Source organism: Fimbriimonas ginsengisoli Gsoil 348 (assembly GCF_000724625.1).
GTDB lineage: Bacteria > Armatimonadota > Fimbriimonadia > Fimbriimonadales > Fimbriimonadaceae > Fimbriimonas > Fimbriimonas ginsengisoli.
The window spans coordinates 3,762,483-3,783,674 of sequence record NZ_CP007139.1 but is presented as its reverse complement, the minus strand read 5'-3'; the positions used below and the strand labels follow the sequence as shown (position 1 = coordinate 3,783,674).

The window sequence follows — 21,192 nt, the reverse complement described above, 5'->3', positions numbered from 1 at the left end:
CCGGCAAAAAGCGCGAAGGGGTTCGCGCACTCCCAAATGTTATCCTTCCTTTTCACCCAAGAGCGCCTCGAACGCCACCACCGCGGCGGCGACGTGGACGTTTAGCGAGCGCCCCTTCCCTGCCATCGGGATGAAAACCGCGCCATCACACTGCTTCATCACGGTCGAGTAGACGCCGTGCACCTCGTTGCCGAGGACGAGGCAGAGTTTGTCGGGATAGGGGTAGTGCATGTAATGCTCCGCCCCGTCGGCGATCTCTACGGCGAGCAGGTGGTATCCCTCCTCCTTCAAGGTTCGACAGGCGTCGTCATAACGCGCGATCTGACGCCACGAAACCCGGCGATGATGCCCGAGAGAGGTCACGTGGATTTGCGGATGCGGAGGCTGCGGAGTCTTCCCCGTTAGAATCAATTCCGCCGCTCCGCAGGCGTCGGCCACTCGAAACATTCCGCCGACGTTGTACGGATCATCCCAATCCTGCAGGAGAAAGGCGAGCCGCATCTGCCGCGCCTCTTCCGGGAAGTGCTCCTTATGCATCTTCCGCACCCCGGTCTTCGCCCGGATCGTTTTCATCGCTCACAGGATGGCTCAAACGCCTATCCAAGATCCGACAAATATGAACCACTGAATCCGTGGATTCCGGAAGGTTTCGAACCGAGAACGATGCCCTCCATAGCTTCGAACTACAGAGACAATTTCAAAATACTGGAACCGATTGAGTGACCAAACCTCCATTAGCGCTGAAAGCGCGACCTCCTAAAGCGAAGGGTGGAGCGGAGCGGAACCCTGGTTAAAGGGCCGCCAAAACTCCGAGCCCTGAAGGGGCGGCCTCACTCTTCGACTTCCCTTAAGCAAATAAAGGTAGGCAATGGAAACACGCCCCCGGTCTTGAGATGGTCTGTACAGCCTCTAGTTACACATAACGCGCGAGATCACGCCAAACCACGGTCCATTTTCCTGCGACCTTCCTCAAGAAATATGTGGCCGCGGCTCCGTGCGGAGTAGGTCCGAACCAGAACCGCAGAACCGCTTGCGCGCCATCCGTCGAGTAGCCCGGCAACATCACTTGGACCCATCCCTTATACTTCGACTGCCAATAATTTGAGGGATTCATATCATTGGGTAGTGCTTTGTTCCTCTTCTGCACGATTCGTGGATCCCTGAATTTGCACCCTGCAAGCGATACTAATCTAGCGTTGCGACTCTGAAGACTTCGTCGCATTGAAAGATCGATATCGCAGGCCTGTTCTTCACTTAGTTCGCCGTTCATCTGGCTCTCGATAAAGTCGTTCCAAATCGCAGATTCTTCGACCAAGATGATTGATTTGGCCTTTACGCCGAAGAAGGGGTCGAACTCTTTGCTTTGGAACGTCGCAACGTCTATGACGGCAGCCTCAATCACTGCAGAGTCCACCGCGTCGGGTTTCACGACCAGATGCATCGCCACCTGAGCTTTTTGCTCGAACGCGTGCTGCTTTTTAGCTAAGTCCACCTCCGCGTCGACCTCTTTTCTAAGTTGGGCGCGTGACCGTCCCTTTGCCCCTGCTTTCTTTAACATCTCCGCGCATTCCGTCGAATTCCGCTCGATCGCGAACTCCAGTGGAGTCCAGTGACCGGGCCGACGGAAATTGGGGTCCGCTCCATGCTTCAAGAGATACTTGACAGTCTTTGTCGAGTCGCACTCGGCAGCGATCATTAGTGCGGTTTGGCCGGTCCCGCCGTTCATGTCGGCTCCAGCTCCAACCAGCTCATTGACCATCTCCACACGATCCACGTTGGCGGCAAAGATGATTGCAGTGTCACCATAGCGATTCCGGAGATTTGGCTTGGCGCCGTTCCGCAACAGAATCCGGACTATTTCGACGCTGCTGCGTTGGCAAGCCGTCATTAATGGGGTCCATTCTGCCTGCCCACGGGTGTTCGGATCAGCCTTGTAGTGCAGAAGTAAGTTGACAAACGTGACCGACTGCCGATCAACCGCCAGCTCGAGGGCGGTATCTCCTTCCCTCGTCGTTCCTCCGACGATCCCGTCGGTGGCGCTCGGCTTCGTCGTGATGATCTCACGAGAGTTCGGGTTGGCTCCGTCCTTGAGGAGCCGCGTCGCCAGCGCAAGATCGTGCTTTTGAATCGCTTCGATAAGCGGCGGCTGCTTCGCGACTCGCTGGCCGAACGACAGAAGGAGAACGGCGAATATGAGATGGTTCACATCAAGCCCGTGAAGCTAGACGAGGAAAAGGGGACGGTCGTTACTAAGCGGAGCTCGGATCTTCGAAGGTCGGAGTTCCCAGGGGCGGGCCGCCCGTGCCACGTTACCTTGCCCTATAAGCCGTTGAAGCCGGCTTGTAAACGTACTGCGCCCACATGGCGAAGCCGGCAATAGAAAGAATGATCGCGGCGAGCCAGGCCGTTCCGACGGAGTCCCACAGAAGCTTCACGTTTAGCGCGGTGATGAGGCCGCAGACGAGGTAGGCGATCGCGCTTAGCCAAGCCGGGTTCACGAATTCGCCCATGCGGTTTTTGTCCGAAGTGAACATGACCAGCGGGAAGATCGCGAACGGGAGCTGCATCGAAAGGACGACCTGCGTCAGTACAAGGAGCTCGGTGGTCCGGTTGCTTGCGGTGCTCACCAAGATGACGGCGGGGATCAGGGCCAGACTTCGGGTGATCAAGCGGCGCTTCCAGGCTGCCATTCGGAAGTGGGTGAATCCCTCCATCACGACCTGGCCGGCGAGGGTCGCGGTGATGGTGCTCGACTGGCCGCTCGCGAGGAGAGCGACCGCAAAGAGGGTGGCGGAAGCCGCGCCCAAGGTGGGGGTCAGCAACTTATACGCCTGCTGGAGCTCCTCCACTACAGAGCCCTTGCCATGAAAGACCGCCGCCGCCAGCACCAAAATCGCAGCGTTGACGAGAAACGCGCCGCTGAGGGCGACGACGGTGTCGACGGTGCTCATGCGCATGGCGCTTCGCTTTGCTCCCGGAGTCGACGCGACTTGGCGGGTCTGAACGATCGCGCTGTGGAGATAGAGGTTATGCGGCATCACGGTGGCGCCCAGAATTCCCACCGCGACGAGGAGCGCATGCGAATCCGGGAGCGACGGAGTGACCAGACCGTGTGCAACCCCCAGCCAATCTGGGCGAGCCCAAACCATGTTAATGGCAAAGCAAAGGAAGATCGTCGCCACGAGCGTGACGACGATTGCCTCGATCTTTCGGAAACCAAAACGAGTGAGCGCCAAGAGAAGCAGAACGTCGAACCCCGTCACCAAAACCCCCATGGCCAGGGGCATTCCGAAAAGAAGGTTCAGGCCAACGGCGGAGCCGATCACTTCAGCCACGTCGCAGGCGACGATCGCGATCTCGCACAGAATCCACAGCGCGATCGCCACCGGCTTCTCGTAATAGTCCCGGCAGGCCTGGGCTAGGTCTTTCTCCATGGCAAGACCCATGCGCACGCAAAGCGTCTGCAGCAACACGGCCATCAAGCTGGAGGCGAGGATTACCCAGAGCAGCGCGTAGCCGTACCGGCTTCCGCCGGCGAGGTCGGTCGCCCAGTTGCCCGGATCCATGTAGCCGACGGAAACGAGATAAGCGGGTCCGGCGAAAGCAAGGAACCGCCGAAGCCTGCCGCCCGAACCGACGGCCACGCTACCGTTTATTTCGCCCAGCGACCGGTCGTCGCGCGAAGGGGAGTTAGACGGGGCAGCGAAATGTAACATAGGCTAAACTTTTCCTACGATACTACATTTTCGAGAGTTAGCAGTTGGGAGCTAGCGGTTGGCGAAAGGAAGAGGGTGAAGCGGAGCGGCCACTGGGACCTTTGGCGGGGACGGGGGCATGGCTCGAACGTCTCGAAATAAACCTCCCTCTAACTGTTGAGCCTGGTCTTGAGACAAACCCCATCCACCGAGCAGGCGATTGCTAAAAATAAGTACTCTCGTAACTCCAGTCCAGGGGTGCCGGGGCAATCATTTTAAAGGGGGGACTGTGATGGAAGACGGGAACGAGAGCCGAACGGCCAGACTGGCCACGCAACGAAGACTTGCCGCCGAGTCGCTTAAAAAATGTCCACTTTGCGGCGCCATTAACGCGATGGCAAACGGCGAATGCTTCATTTGCTCCTGGCACGGAGAGTTCGACCACGACCCAGGCCGCGTCGAAGCCGGACTTGGTGAGCTGTTGGTTCGGTGCCCCGAGCTGGCGGATGCGATGATCGAATCTACCGGGCGGCCGTCGCTAGCACAGAGATTGCGCCATTTTTGGAATCGCGTCCAAGAACGGTTTATGTCGCTTGGGTTCCCCACTCGCAGGGCGTAAACTACCCTTCCCACCCCAGAGAAGCTCCGCCATAGGGGTTCTCGTTGCGCGGCGGGAAGTATCCAATGGCGCTTTCCTACGGTCCCGAAGAACTCGTTCCCCTTTATAGTTACGAAGCCGAGATGAGCACGCTCGGCTCAATGATCCTGTCCGAGCGCGCGGCCGAAGAAGTCGTCACGATCCTCGACGAAAACGACTTCTACCGCCCCTCACATCGCTTGATTTTTAAGGCGATGAAGCAGCTGATCCACCAGCACAAGCCGATCGACCTGGTGACATTACGGGCGGAGCTGATGGCTCGCGGCAACCTTGCCGACATCGGTGGCGAGGATTATTTGGTCCAGGTCGCTGAGTTTGTGCCGAGCCCGGCGAACTCCGGATACTACGCCGGTATCGTCCTGGACAAAGCCACCCTGCGTCGGTTGGATAGCGCCGGCCACGAGATTCGAGGCGTTGTCCACGATCCGGAAGGGGGCACCGTCGACGACAAGGTCGACAAGGCCGAGCAGCTCGTCTTCGAGGTTGGCCGGAAGCAACTCGGTAAGTATTTCCAGCACGTCCGCACCTTGGCGAAGGAGTTCTTCGTCGACGTCGACAACATCGTCGAGAGCGGCAAACCGATGTCCGGCCTCAAGGTCGGCTTCTTCGACCTCGACCGGATGACCACCGGCCACTATCCGGGCGATTTCGTCGTCATCGGCGCGCGGCCCGCGATGGGAAAAACGTCTCTCGTCTTGGATTTCGCCCTGAACGTGGCGCGCGACATCGTTCGAAACGAGCAAAAAGGGTCGGTCGCCGTCTTCTCGCTCGAAATGAGCTCGATCCAGCTTGTTCGACGTATGGCGTCGATGCTGAGCGGCGTCTCCTCGAGCGTTTTGAAGCAGGATAAACCGATTACTGATTGGCAGTACGAGCGTCTGGCTGACGCTTGCGAAACGCTTTATGGATTGCCGATCTTCGTCGATGACGCGTCGGACGTCACACCGCTGGAAATGCGCGGCAAGTGCCGACGCCTGAAGGCCGAGCATGGGCTTTCGATGGTGGTTGTGGACTATCTTCAGCTCATGAAGGGAGGGCGTCGTACGGAGAACCGGGTCCAAGAGATATCCGAAATCGCCCGCGCCTGCAAGGCGATGGCCAAGGAGCTTGAGGTTCCGGTAATCGCCCTGAGCCAGCTCAGCCGGGCGGTGGAAAACCGCGACGACAAACGGCCGCAACTCTCCGACATCCGCGAATCGGGCTCCATCGAAGCCGAAGCGGACCTGGTCATGCTCCTCTATCGCGACAGCTACTACAAAGCGAAGGAGGAGCATCGTCCCGAAACTGAAAATGCCGACGAGGTTCAAGAGTCGGAAATCATCATCGCCAAGCACCGAAACGGCCCGACCGGCAAGGTGATCCTCGGCTTCCAACCCTCGTACGCCCGCTACCGGAACTTAGACCGGACCGCGTACCGGTCCGCTAAAGACGATGAGTGATCGGACAACGCGCTCCATTTGATTGATTCCCGCGAGTCGCCCATGCCGCGTCCGAAGACGGCGGGTAACCTCGGCGCGATGCGGATTCTGGTGGTGGGCGGCGGGGGTCGGGAGCATGCGCTGGCTTGGAAGCTGGCTCAGGAAGCGGAGGTTCTCTGTGCGCCAGGCAATCCAGGCATCGCCGGAGACGTCGAGTGCGTGCCGGTCCGGCAGGATGACTTCGCGGGGCTTCTTGAGCTGTGCCGCCACCGGGAGGTAGACCTCGTGGTGGTCGGCCCGGAAGATCCGCTTATCGCTGGACTTGGCAGCTTTCTGCGCGAACACGGGATTACCGTCTACGGACCCGGCAAGCAGGCGGCCCAACTCGAAGGGTCTAAGGCATTCAGCAAGGAGCTGATGTTCGAGGCCGGGATTCCGACCGCCGAATTTCTCTCGTTTCACGACCCGAATGAGGCAAAAACCTATGTTCGCGAGCGGTTTGCGAACGGCCGCCAGGTGGCGGTCAAGGCGAGCGGAAACGCGCTTGGCAAGGGGGTCGTCGTTTGCGAGACGGAGCTCGAGGCCGAGGAGGCGATCGACCAGATGATGGTCCAGCGTATCTTCGGCGATGCGGGGTCGGTCGTCGTTATCGAAGACCGGCTCCGCGGCCCGGAGTTTTCGCTCCTCACGATCGTTGGCGACGAACATTTCGTCAGCCTCCCGATCGCGCAGGATCACAAACAGGCATTCGACGGAGACAAAGGTCCGAACACCGGCGGCATGGGCGCGTATTCTCCGGTCGACTGGGTGACCTCCGACATGGTGGCCGAGACCGAGGAACGGGTCGTCGCGCCGGCACTACGTCGTTTGCGCGAGCGCGGGATTCTTTACCGCGGGACCCTCTTCTCCGGATTAATGATGGACGAGGGTCAGATCTACTGCCTCGAATACAACGTACGGTTTGGCGACCCCGAGATCGAGACACTCGTGCTACGGCTGGGATTCGGGTTCGCGAATGCGCTATACGAAGCAGCTCTGGGCCACAAGATCACCCCTCCCGAGGTGCTCCGTAATGCAGCCGTTTCGGTATTCGTAGCGAGTGGCGGGTATCCGGGATCGATCCGGAAGGGTTTGCCGATCGAACTCGGCCGAACGCCAGAAGGGGCGAAGCTGTTTCACGCCGGGACGGCGGAACAGGACGGCAAGCTCGTGACCAACGGAGGACGAGTGGTCGCTGCCTGTGCTTCGGGGGCGACGTTCGAAGAGGCTCGGCGGCTGGCATACCTTGCGGCGGAGGGAGTTCGATTCGAGGGGGCGTTTTACCGGTCGGACATCGGGTTACGCCCATAGCAGGACCGCCGCTCTCCAGAGCGGCCCTCCCCGGCGTTGTCCTCGGTAGGCAGCAGGTAGGGGCGAACGCCCGGAAGTCTCCACCCCCAACCCCCTCCTCATCGGCACGAACATCCCACGAGGAGGGGCTCCCGATCACGCCAGAGTTTGAACTTCGCCCACGGCCGCTTCGAGGGCGACCGCATGACGGTGCGCGTGTTCGACGGTCTCACGTAGGGGCGTAAGGTCGATGCCTACTCCGGTCTCGGCGGGGACGGATTGGAGGCGGAGGAGGGTGTCTCGCATGCTGCGCATGGATTGGGAAATCAGCTCCAGTTGGGCGTCGACGCGCTGGACGACCAGCGAGAGATCGCGGCTGGCGCGGAAGCGGCTCTCGCAGATTTCGAGACTGCGTTGGAGAGCGTCACGGCTGACAGGATCGGTGGCGGCGTCTAACCGGCTCAGGATTTCGCCGCGCTCGGCGGCAATGGCGTCGGGCGTCGTTTCGACCACCGCGCCCCGCGCCCGTACGGCCAGCAACCGAGCCTCCTCGTCGACCAGACGATTTAGCTGCGCCCAGAGATCGTCCTTGGTGGCGGAGTGAAGCGGAATCTCCGACAGCACCATGGCGGCTTCCGCATATGCCCGCTGAGTAGACGTCAACTCGAGACCGGGGACGAGGGCGCGGAACTCGTCGATAGTGATCCGCCGCTTATTGAATTGGTAACCGAAGTAGAAGATGGCGATTCCGATGGCGAAAAAGGCGAGGATCGCCTGCTTCATATGGTCTTGCCCGATCACCGGCTTTAAAGCGATGATCCCTAGAAAGAGAACCGCGTAACCCGCGATCGCCGCTCCGCATCCCTTTCCGTTCTCACTCATCCAAACCGCGGTGTGCTCGGTGCTCGCCTTTTTCTGCTCCGCTGAGAGCCCGACGCCGCCGCTCCATGTCGCGTTGGAGACAAACTTGTCGGTAGCCAGAAAAATACTGGGATGGATCTTGTTTCGATCGAGCAGCATCCGGAAACAGGATACGGATTTCGCTTAGGTTTGGTTTACATTGGTAGGTTAGTGTAGAGTCGCGGCACAACGATGAGCAAGAAGCCGTTCCCTCCCCTTCCCCGCGACTATGCGGAGCGCGTTTACGCCGGCGTTTTGGGCAAGATTATCGGGGTCTACCTAGGACGGCCATTCGAGCAGTGGGGGCATGACGCCATCGTCGCCAAATTCGGCGAGATCGACCACTACGTCCACGAAAAGATGGGTGTTCCGCTCGTCGTCACCGACGACGACATCTCCGGCACGTTCACGTTCCTACGTTCATTGACCGACTATGGCCTCGACCCGGAGCTCACCCCTGCTCAGATCGGCGAATCGTGGCTGAACTACATCGTCGAAAATCGCACGATCTTGTGGTGGGGCGGGATGGGGAATTCGACGGAGCACACCGCTTTCCTGCGTTTGAAAAGCGGGATCACGGCACCCGAAAGCGGGTGTATCGCCCTCAACGGGAAAACCGTCGCCGAGCAGATAGGAGCCCAGATCTTCATCGACGGATGGGGAATGATCTGTCCCGGCGAGCCGGACCGAGCTGCCGATTTTGCCTGCCGGGCGGCAAGCGTCAGCCACGACGGAGAGGCGATTTACGGCGCCCAGATGGTCGCTGCGATGGAGGCGATGGCGTTTGTCGAGGCGGACATCAACCGAGTGATCGAGGCCGGTTTGGACCTCATTCCACACCACTCCGTACTAACGAGAATGATCGGCGACGTACGGGAATGGCACGCGCAAGGCCTCGACTGGCGCGCTGGTTTCCGGAAGATCGAAGCAGAGTACGGCTACGGCAAGTTCGGCGGCGGCTGCCATATGGTGCCGAATCACGCCCTCATCATTCATTCCCTTCTCCACGGCAAGGGAGACTTCGACCTTTCACTCAAAATTGTCAACACGTGCGGCTACGACACCGACTGTAATTCTGGCAACGTCGGCTGCATCCTCGGCATCCGGAACGGTTTGGACGGGATCGCTCCGAAGTGGAGAGACCCGGTCGCCGACAAGATGTATCTGCCCACTGCCGATGGCGGACGCGGGGTAACCGATGCGGCGACGGAAGCGCTCCGGATTGCGAACGTCCGTCGCGTGATGGCGGGCGAATCGGCTCTGCGGCCAAATGAAGGAAGCCGGTTTCACTTCTGCCTATCCGGCTCTTTGCAAGGTTTTACGCGCTCGGATGGAAAACCGATCCAAAACGTGTCGGGGCTCCTCCGGATCGAAACCGGCTCCGAAACCGTGCGGGTGGGTACTCCAACGTTTATGCCGCCGGAAACCCGAAAGGCCGGTGGATATTCGGTGGTGGCTTCGCCGACCCTCTATCCAGGCCAGATCATCCGCGCCGACATCTCCGCGGGGTCGAAGGACTCGATCGAGGTAGGTTTGTTTATCTCGGTTTACGACGAGCATGACCGTTTGAAGGTGCTTCGAGGCGACAAGGTCCGCCTCGAACCCAAAGACCGAACCGAGCTCTCCTGGACGGCGCCGGATGTGGACGGATACCCGATCGCCGAGGTGGGCATCGAAGCGAGCGGCGGGCGGGCCTACCTAGACTCCCTAACTTGGGACGGCATCCCCGATGTCCGCCTAAGGAAGACCGCTGCAGGAACGGCTTGGCGGGATTCTTGGGTAAACGGGGTGAGCGAATTCGCCACCTGGGGGGAGCCGTTCCGGCTGATCCAGAATGAAGGTACCGGCCTCCTGATCCACGGATGCCGCGAGTGGGACGGCTACAAAGTGACCTCCCGCATCACCCTGCACCTCGTCGAACGTGCCGGAATCGCGGCGCACGTTCAGGGGATGCGCCGCTGGGTCGCTTTGGTCCTTTGCCGCGACGGTTTCGTTCGACTTGTGAAGTCGCTCGACGGCGAGCGAGTGCTCGCAGAAGCGCCGTTCAGCTGGGCGTTCGACGAGGAGCACGAGTTTTCGTTGCGAGTCGACGGGGATCGATATGCGGGGAGTATCGACGGGCGTGTTGTGGTCGAAGCGATCGACGACGAGCGCCCGCTTCGAGAAGGGGCCGTGGGTTTCTTCGTTACGGAAGGGCGGATCGGAGCCCAGGAGATGCGGGTTGGACATCGACGCTAGGGGGCACAAAGTGATCGCGCTCATGAGGATTTTCATCTCACTCGCCATAGCTCTACCGTTGGCCAGTTATGGCCAAATCGCTAAGTCGCCGAATCAGTCAACGGTGGAAACGATGCTTCCGGTTTCGACGAAAGCCTTGATGCTCCCCGCGCCTTTCGCCGGAAAGACACCGGTCAGCGTGTCGGAGTACAACGAGAGGAAAACCGGCCGAATTGTACGGGTCTATCGCTTCTCATGGGCCGAGAATTTCGAAGGCGCGGTAGCAAGGATTCGAAAAGCGCTATCGAAAGAAGCCGGGTGGAAATACGACGACTCGAAACCTCCCGCCATCTTGGACCGAAAGCTAGCGAAGGGCCCGGTGAAGTATCAGGCGCTGCTTCTCAACCCGGCTAAGCTTGTGAAATCCGCAAAGGATCCGCGAGGAGAGCGGATCGCGGCGAGCGGGTGGATCTGGGTGAGCTACAACGAGGAAAGGAGGCCGGTGAAGAAATAGGTTCGAACCTTTATCTACTTCCGCCAGGGACGCGCCGACCGTGCAATTTCGTTTAGAAGAACCGGAACCGTCTCCCCCTCGCAGTGGGTCGATCAAACGAGGGCAGTGCCCCGCGGCAGCAGGATGAGGAGACCTCTGAAGAAATTACGAGTCGATGGCTCTGCGATAGACTCCCTCGAACCGGGAGGCCATCTCGCTTAGGGTGAATTTCTGCTCGACGACGTAGCGGCCCCGGCGGCCCATCTCTTCCCGCTCATCGCCGTTGGCGAGGAGATAGCTGACGGCTTCGGCAATCTCGTCGGGGCGGAGGTCGACGAGCAGCCCGGTCTGTTGATGGCGGACGACTTCGGGAAGCGCGCCGACGCGGGTTGCGACGACGGCTTTGCTCCGGGCCATCGCCTCGATAGCGGCGACGCCGAAGGTTTCCATGCGGCTGGGCAGCGTACTTAGCGTGAACGAATCGAGAAGACGCGGAATGTCGTTTCGAACTCCGGTCAGCGTCACGTGGTCGCGCAACCGCGCTTCCTCCAACGCCTCCTCCATCTCGTCCTTAAACGTCTCTTCAAGCAAACCGACGAAAACCACGTGCGCTTGGGGATGATTCATCCGCACGTCTCGCATCGCCTTGATCAGCTCGATGTGACCCTTGTCGGCGCACACTTTGCCGACCAGCCCGACCAAATTGCGGTCGCGCGGAATGCCGAGCTCGTCCTTTACTCGGTTCGGGTCGGCAGCGGGAATATCGACGAAATCGGTTCCGTTGTACACCGTCTCGATGAACTGCTTCGGAACCCCCTTCCCGTGGAGCATTCCGGCGACGAAGTTGCTGACGGCGACTAAGCGATTCCGGCGGCGGGCAAGCCGGCGGTAGATCTGGTCGTTGTTCGCGATGTGGACGCTGGAGATGATCGGGACGTCGGTGAGAAGCCCGACGATGTGGCCGATATAAGCCGCCCGCGTGAGGTGGGTGTGAAGGACGTTGAACTTGCCGTGGCGAACCTGGCGAACGAGCCGTCCGATGGTCCGGTAGTAGCCGGTGCCTTTCATATGGCTGTATTCCACCGGAATCCGCTCGCCGCGCAGGATATCGGGCAACCACCCCGGCGACGGCGTGAGCACATGGACGTCGTGTCCCCGGTGCGTTAGTCGTTGCGAAAGTGAAAATACGTGCCTTTCCGCGCCAGAGGTGGCGCTACTAGAGCACATCTGTAGAATCTTTAGCGGTCGATCCTTCTCCAACAATTCTTCCCTGCCCATATTGGAGGACGTAGCAATCGTACCTGAGACCCCCGTTTCTCACCGGGCATACTAGAGGCATGCCCCCGGAGTCTTCGCCCCCACCACCGAATGGGCGAGGCAAATGGCAAGAGAGGCTTAGCGGATCGAAACTCGTTAGAGTCCTGAGCTACCACGATTTCCGGCTGCTCTGGATCGGCGCGTTTGTCAGCTTCACGGGAAGCTGGATCCAAAGCGTCGCCCAGGGCTATTTCGTCTACCAACTCACCCAGGACGAATCTAAGCTCGCATGGGTCTCTTTCTGCGGGAGCATTCCGGTATTTCTGCTGGGCTTCGTCGCCGGGTCGCTCGCGGATACGCTGAACAAACGGACGGTGCTGGTGGTGACCCAGTCGATTTACGCGGCGGGAGCGCTCTACTTGGCCGTGGCTACGGAGTTCGGTTTTGTCCAGTATTGGCAGATCATCGCAGTTGCCTTCGCACTAGGACTTGTGGGCTGCGTCGAGATGCCGACCCGCCAATCGATCGTGAGCCGCGTAGTGCCGCCTGAAGATTTGGCGGCGGCGGTTCCCGTGAATGCGATGACGTTCAACGTCGCACGCATTTTCGGCCCCGCGGTAGGGGTGTTGATCCTAACCAAGTTCGGCGTGGCGGCTTGCTACCTGCTGAACGGGGTGAGTTTCATCGCCCTGATCTGGGCAGCGATGGCGATCAAGAGCAGCCTCGCCGTTCAGCCACGCCAGGCGCAGCCGATCATGGACCTGATCTTCGAGGGTGCGATCTACACGTGGCGCGAAGCCAGGCTTCGCACGCTCCTCGTGCTCGAGACGATCACCGCGATCTTCGGAATCTTCTATATTCCGCTCATCCCAGCCTATATCGACCAGGCGCTGGGGCTGGGCACTACTACCGGCGCTCATCCGGACGCGGCGAAGGCAGCGAACGGCGCCGCCTATACCGCGATGGGGATCGGCGCGATGTTGGGGCTTGTCCTCATTACGGCGCTTAGCGATAGTCCGCACAAAGCTCACCTGATCCGGGGTTCGATGGGGATCATCGGATTCGGCTTGATCCTGCTCGCCTTTATCCGCGTTCCGATCGATGCCTACATCGTCATCGGCTTCGTCGGCGGCTCCACCATCATCCAATTCAACAGCACGAACGCCCTGTTCCAAATCCTCGCCCCGGAGAGGCTCCGAGGCCGGGTGCTCTCGATGCACATCTGGGCTCTCAACGGGCTCTCGCCTTTCGGAGTCCTCGCCTTCGGTTACCTGGCAAAGAACACCCGCATGAACGTGCCGATTCACGGCTTGCTGGAGTTCGTCCCCCAAGCCGGGGTCCGCCTTTCCCTCCTCGTGGGCGGCTCCGTCGTCCTGCTGGCGTCAATCATCTCCCTGTTCGCCTCCAGCGCATTGACCGATCTGAATGACGGACCCTCCACGGCCTAGCCCCGTAAACCGTCCAGTCTTCACTCGTATCGCTGACCGAGTTGTAGATTCAGGAACGAATTTCGGCCCGGTAGAACGCTCTCCCTCCCCCTCGGGAGAGGGTTCCCGTAGGTAAAACTTGGCTGCTTCGAAGGTCCTTGCCAGATCGACAAGGGAAAAGGAGCCTACCGAGCTACGGCCCTTGTCTGGGGACTACCGGCAATCGTCGACGCTCCGAAATGCACGCTCCACCATCCAAAGAAAAAATCCCTCCACGCCTTGCGTGGAGGGAATTTTCTCTTAGCGGCGTTACGGGCTAGTCATTGCCACCGCCGCCACCACCTCCGTGGCCTCCGCCGCCGTTGTCGCCGATCTTAATCTCGGTTGCGGCGAGCGATTTCGTCGCGTCGTCGTAGGTTCCTTCGACTTGGACGCTGGTGGCGGTTGCCAGGGCCGCGAAGAAAGCGGCCTTGGTGGCAGTCGCACCGTTCAGCTTGAACTCCGTGGAGGCCGACGTGGTCACGGAGACCTTGGCGCCGGATGAGAGCATCAGCCCTTCCCACCGGGTGACGGTGAGGGTGAACGTTCCGGCGTCCGCGGCCAGGTCGGATATGGTGCCGGTGAGCTCGGCTCCGTCGTGGTTACCGTCTCCGCCGTGGTGACCGCCGCCTTCTCCGTGGTGGCCCACTTCGTCCTCGAGCTTGGCCTTCGTAACGGTGAAGGTATCACCGCTAATCGTTCCCTCCGCTTCGATGAAGTTGCCGTTGGCAACCTGGGCAAAGAAGTCGGCGCTCGTCAGCGTAACGCCTCGGTGCGAAAAGAACTTGGTCGTGTCGGCGAACTGGAGCGTGAGCGTAGTATTCGTCGGAACGAATCCATGGCTCCTCACGATCGTGATCACCGCCGTCTTCGTATCCGCCGAGAAGCTCGATATCTGGCCCTTGACCTGATCCGGATCGTTGTCGTTAACGTCGTCGATCTTGATCGTCGTGGCGATAATCGCGTTCGCGGAGGTGGAGAAAACGCCCGTGACTTCCACTCGCTCGCCGTTGGTGAGCGAAGGAGAGCCGGCGGCGCTTTCCTGGAAGATCGACGCGTTCGCGTCGGTCTTCACGTTGACCGTGCCGTTTCGCTGGGTAAGGGTGAACGTCGAGTCGGGCGCGGCGCCGCTCAGGTTCGAAATCGTTCCGTGGTAGTCGTCGAGCTCATGCCGGAGCGGATCGTCGACCCGGCTGTCCTCCACGATGTTCAGGAAGTGATTGTCGGTCGCCGAAACGACGTTGCCGGTCAGCGTCCACTTGCTCAGGTCGAAGTCGACGATGAGGTTGGTGCCCGTGAGCAGGTCGCGGGGCGATGCGAAGTCGACCGACAAAGTCTTGGTACCACCTGTCGTGGACCCGTCGAAAGTTGCCGCGGTGGCCGTGGTGGCGCCCGTCGGGAAGACGTTGAGGTCGCTGTTCACAACCACTTTCAATCCAGCGAACTTGCCGGAGGAGATGGCGCGGTTGGAAAGGAGGTTGAATCGACGGCCAGCGGCATCGCGAAGCGTCTTAAGGTCGATGATTCGGCCGGCCGGGTCGTCGAAAATGACTCGGTCGCCACTCGCCGCCGTCAAGGAGACTTGCTTGATCGTGACCCACACGTGGTCAAAACCGGTGGACATGTCGTCGGTGGCAAATAAGCGCACGGAGGACGGGCCAGCCCCTCCGGTCGAAGAAGTGCTGCCTCCGCCCCCGCCGCCACAGCCGACCACGATCCCAAGCGCTACGCCAAGTGCAATTAAGCTCCAAAGTTTCATTTTCTCTCCAATCAACTGCCGCCATTCGCGATACCGGCAGGCCTCGCATCTGAACTGATGTTCGGCATCTACACTCAAGAACTAGCGTCCTTCCGAGTTGATACAACCTTTTACGTCTTTTCATGCGAACCGACTCCGTTCCCGCACCGAGAGTTCTGGATTCCCCGGAGGCGGGTCTTGGGCAAGGGGGCGACCGACACCTAAGAGCACGGACGGTTCGGCAACGACTGGAAAGAGGTCAGGCAAGGGAGCCGGAAAGGCCGGTCTGGAGACCAGCGGTCCTTCCGGACTGCATCCCGACCCGGAGGGTCGCAGAACTTAGCCAGGGTGTCGAAGACCCCTGGAACTGAGCACGCCGCCCTCCCCGACCCCGTAAGCGGCCGCAGAACTTGCGTCGGCATACACGATAAGTCGTGCCCGGGTCACCGCGGGACACGACCGGCCGCCCGCGCCGGTGGGGAGGTTGGCAAAGTACAATCGGAGATATGCCACGTCGCGAGGCCGAGGAGTGGTTCTGGAAGTTGGGGAGCGAGATGAGCCGGTTCGCCGATGAGATGAACCGGACCCGACCCGCAATCGCGTCAGGACGTACGTGGGAACCCAGAGTCGACCTCATCGAAGAGGAGCATCGGTTTCTCATCAAAGCGGAGATCGCGGGGGTGCGGGGAGAAGAGATTCAGCTACTCTACATGCCCGAGCGCCACTCGATCTTAATCAAGGGAAATCGGCCGGAGGAGGACCCGGTGGACGGGTGCCGGACCGGGATTCACCAATTGGAGATTTTTTACGGGGACTTCTCTCGCGAGGTACGCCTACCGGACATCTCCGTGGACGCGTCCAATATTCGTGCGACCTACCGAAACGGCTTCTTGCTTGTCATGATTCCCAAGCAAGATCGGGTCGTCGTGGCGCGGACAGTAAGGTTTAGGAAAATTTAATGGCAGAGCTCAAATTACCGATCGAAGAAGAAGAGCCGCTAGAAGCCGAACTCGGCGAACCGCAAATCCAAGAGCCGGGTGAAGAAGAGGCGAAGCCGGATGTTCCGCCGATCCTCAACATCCTTCCGCTTCGCGACAGCGTCATCTATCCGATGCTCATCGCTCCGCTAAGCGTGGCGAGAGAATCGAGCGTTCAGCTTCTCGACGAGAGTGTTGTCGGCAACAATCGCGTCATCGGAGTAGTCGCGCAACGTCAAGCCCACGACGAGAACCCTGGGTTCGACGACGTCTACGAATACGGCTGCGCCGTTATCATCCGCACCCTCGTGAAGATGCCGGACGCGGTGCGGCTAATCGTCCAAGGTGTATCCCGATTCCGGATCGTCGAGAGAATCCAGGAGCAGCCGTACTTGCGGGCTCGGATCGAGGTGCTCGACGAGATTCCTCCGCCCGAGGATAAGGCGGAAGAAGTCGAGGCGCTTCGGCGCTCCGTCGCCGCTCTCTTCGAACAGGCGATCCGTCTCTCCCCCCAACTTCCCGACGAGCTACGAACCCTGACCCAAGCGGTGCAGGAGACGAACGTCATGACCGACCTCGTCGCCGCGCACATGACGCTCAGCGTGGAAGACAAGCAGAAGATCCTGGAAACCATCGACATCCAGGAACGGCTCCGCACCTTGTTGGAGCAGCTATCGAAAGAGGTCCGCGTTCTCGAGCTGACCAGCAAAGTGCAGAGCGAGGTGAACACCGAGCTCAGCAAGACCCAGCGCGAGTACTACCTGCGCGAGCAGCTCAAGGCGATCCAACGCGAACTGGGCGAAGCCGATGAGCGAGGCGAAGAGCTCGACGAGCTCAAAGTCCGGATCGACGAGGCGAAGCTGTCCGCCGAGGCTCTGCGCGAAGTAAACCGCGAGTACGACCGGCTCCGCCGAATGAATCCCGGCTCGCCGGAATACACCGTGGCGCGAACCTATATCGACTGGATGGTTGCGATGCCTTGGGAAAAGGCGACGATCGACAATCTCGATCTGAAGCACGTCAAGGAGGTCTTAGACGGCGACCATTTCGGGCTCGAAAAAATCAAAGACCGGATTATCGAATTTCTCTCCGTTCGAAAGGTTAAGACGAACGGCCCGGTGAGGCAGCCGATACTTTGCTTCGCCGGACCTCCCGGCGTCGGCAAGACTTCGCTCGGTCGATCGATCGCCCACGCGATGGGGCGGAAGTACGGACGGATTTCGCTCGGAGGAATGCGAGACGAGGCGGAGATTCGCGGCCACCGGCGTACCTACATCGGCGCCCTCCCCGGCCAGATCATCCAAAACCTGAGACGGGTGGAGACCAATAACCCGGTCTTCGTCCTGGACGAGATCGACAAGCTGGGCAACGACTTCCGGGGCGATCCCTCGTCCGCGTTGCTGGAAGTGCTCGATCCCGAGCAGAACGCCACGTTCCGGGACCACTACCTCGACGTGCCGTTCGACCTTTCTCGCGTCTTCTTCATCACCACCGCAAACCGGCTCGACACCATTCCCGCGCCACTGCGAGACCGAATGGAGGTCATCGAGCTCGGCGGCTACACCGAGGAAGAAAAAGCCGAGATTGCCGAGCGCCACCTCATTCCGAAGCAGGTAGAGGAGCATGGTCTCCGAAAGAGCCAGATCACATTCCGGCGCGACGCCGTCGTTAAGTTGATCCGTCACTACACCCGAGAAGCGGGAGTGCGAAATCTGGAGCGGGAAATCGGAAGCGTGGTCCGGAAGGTCACGCGCATGGTGGCCGAAGGGCACACCGGAAAGGTCTCGGTATCGCCCAAATTCATCGAGCAAGCTCTTGGCGCACCCCGATTTATGCACGACGAGGTGATGGAGCGGGAGATGACGGCGGGAACCGCCGTCGGCCTCGCTTGGACCCCGGTCGGCGGCGACGTCTTGTTTATCGAGACCACCAAGATGCCTGGCCAGAAGGGACTCATCGTCACCGGGCAACTCGGCGACGTGATGAAGGAATCGGTCACCGCGGCTCTGAGCTACGTGCGCAGCCACGTCGAGCAGCTCAATATCCGGCCGGACTTCTACGACAAGATCGAAATCCACGTTCACGTGCCGGCCGGCGCCGTGCCGAAAGATGGGCCGAGCGCGGGCGTTACGATGCTAACCGCGCTGACTTCCCTGCTCACCGACCGGAAGGTAAAGCCGCGTTTGGCGATGACCGGCGAAATCACCCTCGGCGGTCAGGTTCTGCCCGTGGGCGGCATCAAGGAAAAGGTTCTCGCCGCGAATCGCGCGGGAGTCAACACGGTGATTCTGCCCGAACAGAACGAGAAGGACTATCTCGAAGACGTGCCGGCAGAAATTCGGGAAAAGCTAAAAGCGCACTTCGTCAAGCACGCCGACCAGGTGCTGAAGCTTGCGCTGGAAAAGCCAACGCGTCAGTAACCAGGGGCCGCGGGCTCTAAGCCCGCGGCTGTTCTCCCCTTGCTACACCCTTAGAACACGCCGAAATACTCCTCAAAGAACGGCGCCACGTCCACCTCCGTCGCGATCCGATGGCCGCCCATGCCGGGCGTGAACTCGGTCCTCAGTCCGTCCTCCGTCATCCGCGCCACCACCAATCCGTCGGAATATCGACAAAGCTCGGGATGAAAGATCACCGCGGCCGCCAGGGGATCGTGGAAAGTGATCTTGTTCGCATCCTGAAACCACCGCTCTGCCATCAGGAGCAGCACATCCAGCGGCGGCTTCGCAAACTTCGCCCGGACTTCTTCGGGGGCCATCTGGCACTGCATCGTTACGTCCAATCCGACCCACGTCTGCCGAGCCGACCGCATGATCGTTGCCACCGTCGCATACGGATCGCACAGCGCGTTCCATTCGCAGCCCGGGCGGTCGAAGCAGCCGCCCATCGAAATCAGCCCTTTGAGCAGCTTTGGAATCTCGGGATCGAGTGCGAACAGGATTGCGAGATTGGTAAATGGGCCGATCGACAAGAGAGTGATTTCGCCCGGCCTGGAGCGGATCGTTTCGCGTAAATAGTCGACCGCCGTGTTCTGGGGGCGGTCCATCCGGTGCGGCAAGTGGGCGATGGCGTCGTACTGCGGAACCCTTGGCTGGCCAGGTCCCCCGGCGAGGGTGTCGGATGCGCCGCAGTGGATCGGCACATCCTCCCGGCCGAAGGCGCCACAAATGATCTCGACGATGGCGGCCCGCTTGGCGACGTCGCCGGTTACCGTGGTGACCCCGATCAGCTCGCACCGGGGCTCACGTAGTAGGTAAGCCAAGGCGAGAGCGTCGTCGATGTCGCTGCCGGGGTCGGTGTCGAGAAGTATCGGGATTCGGTCCACGCCATATCCTGACACCGTGGCAATCGTGATAACATAAGGGTGGCGCTTCGGCACGCCCCCGGGTCCGCGGGAAGGACTGAGTCCAGCCACCACAAGTTCGTCGTTGTTACGTCGACCTTTGTTGCTGCCTGCTCGCGGACCGCAGGCGAAGCATGCAACGGAGGTTGAACATGTCCGAAACGATTCCCGCCCGCGCCGATGTCCGGCAGCTTCGCATCCAGGCGAAAGAGCTTTTGCGCGCCCTTCACGAGCTTGCGCCGGAGGCGCTGGAGCTCGCCCGTCTCCACGATCCGACTCTGGTTCCCGCCAATGCGCGACTTAACGACGCCCAACGGCTCGTCGCCCGAAAGCACGGGTATGAGAGCTGGCCAAAGCTGGTCGACGAAGTCGAGCTCCCCATATTGAAGGAGCGGTTTCGCCTCGCGGTCGAAGCCGGCGACGAGGCCGGGCTCAGCCGATTGCTTCGAAGCAAACCGTCGCTGAGGCGGATCGTCAATGAGCCGCTCTTTTCATTCGACGCCCCCGCGTTCGTTAGGGCGAGCCACCACTCGAACGCGGACAAACTGCTGCCGATCTTGGCCAAGTACGGCGCCGATCCGAATGGTCGAAGTGGCTGGTGGGCGGGAGGCTTCGGCGCTCTCGACCACGCCCACGGGAATGCGGTCGAAACCCTCCTGCACCTCGGAACGCGATGGGACGTCTGGTCGGCGGCGGCCCATGGAAAGTTGGAGATCCTTCGCGAGCTTCTCGACGCCGATCCGGCGCTGGTGAACGCCCCCGGGGGCGATGGGCACCGGCCGCTGCACGTTGCGGCGAACGCGGAAATCGCGGGATTCCTGATCGAGCGGGGTGCGGATCTGGAGCAGCGCGACGTGGACCATGAAGGAACTCCGATTCAGTACCAAGTCGGCAATCCCGACATTCTGCGCGTCTTGTTGAAGCATGGCGCCAAGCCGGACGTGTATACGGCGGCAGTATTGAACGATGTCGAGCTTCTCAAGCGGGTGCTCGCGGAGGATCCGAACGCGGCAATGGCACGAATCGGTAAGGCGCCGTTCATCACCACCAAGTCGGATGGCGGACATATCTACCTATACAAACTGGGCGGCGGCAGGACCCCGCAGGAGGTTGCGGCCACCAGCGGCAGCTTCGACGTTTTGGAGGAGCTCACGCGGGTCAGTCCGCCCTCACGGCGATTATTGGCGGCCGCGGTCTTAGGAGACGAAGAGGAGGTCCGCGCGATTCTGAAAGAGCATCCGGCGATCGGCTCCGAAATGTCCAAGGAGGAGGCAAGCATCCTTCCGGACGCCGCCCAAAACGGGCAAACGGAAACCGTTCGTCTGTTGCTTCTGGCAAAGGTCGACCCGCTGAGCACCGGCATGGACACTGGCACCGCGCTCCACACCGCCTGCTGGTTTGGACAGTTGGAGACGGTCCGGTTCTTGCTGGGACATATCCCGATCGAAACTCGGGATGAAAAGCACGGAAGCACTCCGCTGGGATGGGCGGCTCACGGCGCCATGTGGTGCCGCAATTCAAAGGGCGATTACCCGGCAGTGGTCGAAGCGCTCCTAAAAGCGGGCGCCGACCCCACGGCGCCGGCAAACAAGGGAGGAACGCCGATCCTGGACCAAGCCGGCAACCGCGAAGACGTTAAAGACATCCTTCGCCGCTACGGCGCCAGCTAGCCTCCGGAGCCCCCTCCTCGTCGACGTACGT

15 protein-coding genes are annotated in these 21,192 nt (G+C 60.5%); 8 read left to right on the top strand and 7 right to left on the bottom strand.

Annotated features, from left to right (window positions below):
- Window positions 1–39: 39 nt before the first annotated feature.
- The 3 genes from OP10G_RS16955 to OP10G_RS16945 form a co-directional block, all read right to left on the bottom strand.
- The gene (locus OP10G_RS16955) at window positions 40–573 is read right to left on the bottom strand and encodes a TrmH family RNA methyltransferase (protein WP_025229249.1); all 534 of its coding nucleotides are present in this window, start codon (window positions 571–573) and stop codon (window positions 40–42) included.
- Window positions 574–913: 340 nt separating this feature from the next.
- Window positions 914–2,206: an ankyrin repeat domain-containing protein gene (locus OP10G_RS16950; protein WP_025229250.1), complete on the bottom strand. Its 1,293-nt coding sequence runs from the start codon at window positions 2,204–2,206 to the stop codon at window positions 914–916.
- Window positions 2,207–2,309: 103 nt separating this feature from the next.
- Complete coding sequence (locus tag OP10G_RS16945) at window positions 2,310–3,716, bottom strand: Nramp family divalent metal transporter (protein WP_025229251.1); 1,407 nt, start codon at window positions 3,714–3,716, stop codon at window positions 2,310–2,312.
- A 663-nt stretch (window positions 3,717–4,379) separates the two neighbouring features.
- On the opposite strand from OP10G_RS16945, the gene dnaB reads away from it, so the two are divergent.
- Entirely contained in the window at window positions 4,380–5,792 is a 1,413-nt protein-coding gene (gene dnaB / locus OP10G_RS16935) for a replicative DNA helicase (protein WP_025229253.1), read from the top strand.
- A gap of 42 nt (window positions 5,793–5,834) precedes the next feature.
- Window positions 5,835–7,121, top strand: a complete 1,287-nt coding sequence (gene purD / locus OP10G_RS16930) for a phosphoribosylamine--glycine ligase (protein WP_227624961.1) — start codon at window positions 5,835–5,837, stop codon at window positions 7,119–7,121.
- Between the two features lie 135 nt (window positions 7,122–7,256).
- Here the strand turns inward: purD and OP10G_RS16925 are convergent, their stop codons facing one another.
- On the bottom strand, window positions 7,257–8,120 hold the full coding sequence (locus OP10G_RS16925; protein ID WP_025229255.1) for a hypothetical protein: 864 nt from the start codon (window positions 8,118–8,120) through the stop codon (window positions 7,257–7,259).
- A 72-nt stretch (window positions 8,121–8,192) separates the two neighbouring features.
- Between OP10G_RS16925 and OP10G_RS16920 the strand changes: the two genes are divergently transcribed.
- Both OP10G_RS16920 and OP10G_RS16915 read left to right on the top strand, forming a co-directional pair.
- Window positions 8,193–10,238: an ADP-ribosylglycohydrolase family protein gene (locus OP10G_RS16920; RefSeq protein WP_025229256.1), complete on the top strand. Its 2,046-nt coding sequence runs from the start codon at window positions 8,193–8,195 to the stop codon at window positions 10,236–10,238.
- Window positions 10,239–10,260: 22 nt separating this feature from the next.
- Entirely contained in the window at window positions 10,261–10,731 is a 471-nt protein-coding gene (locus tag OP10G_RS16915; protein WP_144241207.1) for a hypothetical protein, read from the top strand.
- Window positions 10,732–10,875: 144 nt separating this feature from the next.
- Here OP10G_RS16915 and OP10G_RS16910 read toward each other — a convergent pair whose 3' ends face one another.
- Window positions 10,876–11,937, bottom strand: coding sequence for a glycosyltransferase family 4 protein (locus OP10G_RS16910; RefSeq protein WP_158409268.1), 1,062 nt, complete (start codon window positions 11,935–11,937; stop codon window positions 10,876–10,878).
- A gap of 110 nt (window positions 11,938–12,047) precedes the next feature.
- On the opposite strand from OP10G_RS16910, the gene OP10G_RS16905 reads away from it, so the two are divergent.
- Window positions 12,048–13,415: an MFS transporter gene (locus OP10G_RS16905; protein ID WP_025229259.1), complete on the top strand. Its 1,368-nt coding sequence runs from the start codon at window positions 12,048–12,050 to the stop codon at window positions 13,413–13,415.
- Between the two features lie 295 nt (window positions 13,416–13,710).
- Here OP10G_RS16905 and OP10G_RS16900 read toward each other — a convergent pair whose 3' ends face one another.
- Complete coding sequence (locus tag OP10G_RS16900) at window positions 13,711–15,192, bottom strand: DUF5666 domain-containing protein (protein WP_025229260.1); 1,482 nt, start codon at window positions 15,190–15,192, stop codon at window positions 13,711–13,713.
- 485 nt (window positions 15,193–15,677) lie between these two features.
- On the opposite strand from OP10G_RS16900, the gene OP10G_RS16895 reads away from it, so the two are divergent.
- Together OP10G_RS16895 and lon are read left to right on the top strand one after the other, a co-directional pair.
- On the top strand, window positions 15,678–16,130 hold the full coding sequence (locus tag OP10G_RS16895; RefSeq protein WP_025229261.1) for an Hsp20/alpha crystallin family protein: 453 nt from the start codon (window positions 15,678–15,680) through the stop codon (window positions 16,128–16,130).
- A complete protein-coding gene (gene lon, locus OP10G_RS16890) occupies window positions 16,130–18,568 on the top strand; it encodes an endopeptidase La (protein WP_084179435.1) in 2,439 nt (812 codons plus the stop codon). The genes OP10G_RS16895 and lon overlap by 1 nt, the downstream gene beginning before the upstream one ends.
- A gap of 50 nt (window positions 18,569–18,618) precedes the next feature.
- Here lon and OP10G_RS16885 read toward each other — a convergent pair whose 3' ends face one another.
- A complete protein-coding gene (locus tag OP10G_RS16885; protein WP_227624960.1) occupies window positions 18,619–19,488 on the bottom strand; it encodes a nucleoside hydrolase in 870 nt (289 codons plus the stop codon).
- Window positions 19,489–19,643: 155 nt separating this feature from the next.
- Between OP10G_RS16885 and OP10G_RS16880 the strand changes: the two genes are divergently transcribed.
- Complete coding sequence (locus tag OP10G_RS16880; RefSeq protein ID WP_025229263.1) at window positions 19,644–21,161, top strand: ankyrin repeat domain-containing protein; 1,518 nt, start codon at window positions 19,644–19,646, stop codon at window positions 21,159–21,161.
- The last annotated feature ends 31 nt before the right edge of the window (window positions 21,162–21,192 follow it).

Bases quoted from the DNA above. Each gene is read 5' to 3' on its own strand.
- OP10G_RS16920 (WP_025229256.1), top strand. From the start codon at position 8,193: ATGAGCAAGAAGCCGTTCCCTCCCCTTCCCCGCGACTATGCGGAGCGC.
- OP10G_RS16915 (WP_144241207.1), top strand. From the start codon at position 10,261: ATGAGGATTTTCATCTCACTCGCCATAGCTCTACCGTTGGCCAGTTAT.
- OP10G_RS16925 (WP_025229255.1), bottom strand. From the start codon at position 8,120: ATGCTGCTCGATCGAAACAAGATCCATCCCAGTATTTTTCTGGCTACC.
- purD (WP_227624961.1), top strand. From the start codon at position 5,835: ATGCCGCGTCCGAAGACGGCGGGTAACCTCGGCGCGATGCGGATTCTG.
- OP10G_RS16905 (WP_025229259.1), top strand. From the start codon at position 12,048: ATGCCCCCGGAGTCTTCGCCCCCACCACCGAATGGGCGAGGCAAATGG.
- lon (WP_084179435.1), top strand. From the start codon at position 16,130: ATGGCAGAGCTCAAATTACCGATCGAAGAAGAAGAGCCGCTAGAAGCC.
- OP10G_RS16945 (WP_025229251.1), bottom strand. From the start codon at position 3,716: ATGTTACATTTCGCTGCCCCGTCTAACTCCCCTTCGCGCGACGACCGG.
- OP10G_RS16900 (WP_025229260.1), bottom strand. From the start codon at position 15,192: ATGAAACTTTGGAGCTTAATTGCACTTGGCGTAGCGCTTGGGATCGTG.
- OP10G_RS16895 (WP_025229261.1), top strand. From the start codon at position 15,678: ATGCCACGTCGCGAGGCCGAGGAGTGGTTCTGGAAGTTGGGGAGCGAG.
- OP10G_RS16880 (WP_025229263.1), top strand. From the start codon at position 19,644: ATGTCCGAAACGATTCCCGCCCGCGCCGATGTCCGGCAGCTTCGCATC.
- dnaB (WP_025229253.1), top strand. From the start codon at position 4,380: ATGGCGCTTTCCTACGGTCCCGAAGAACTCGTTCCCCTTTATAGTTAC.
- OP10G_RS16955 (WP_025229249.1), bottom strand. From the start codon at position 573: ATGAAAACGATCCGGGCGAAGACCGGGGTGCGGAAGATGCATAAGGAG.
- OP10G_RS16910 (WP_158409268.1), bottom strand. From the start codon at position 11,937: ATGTGCTCTAGTAGCGCCACCTCTGGCGCGGAAAGGCACGTATTTTCA.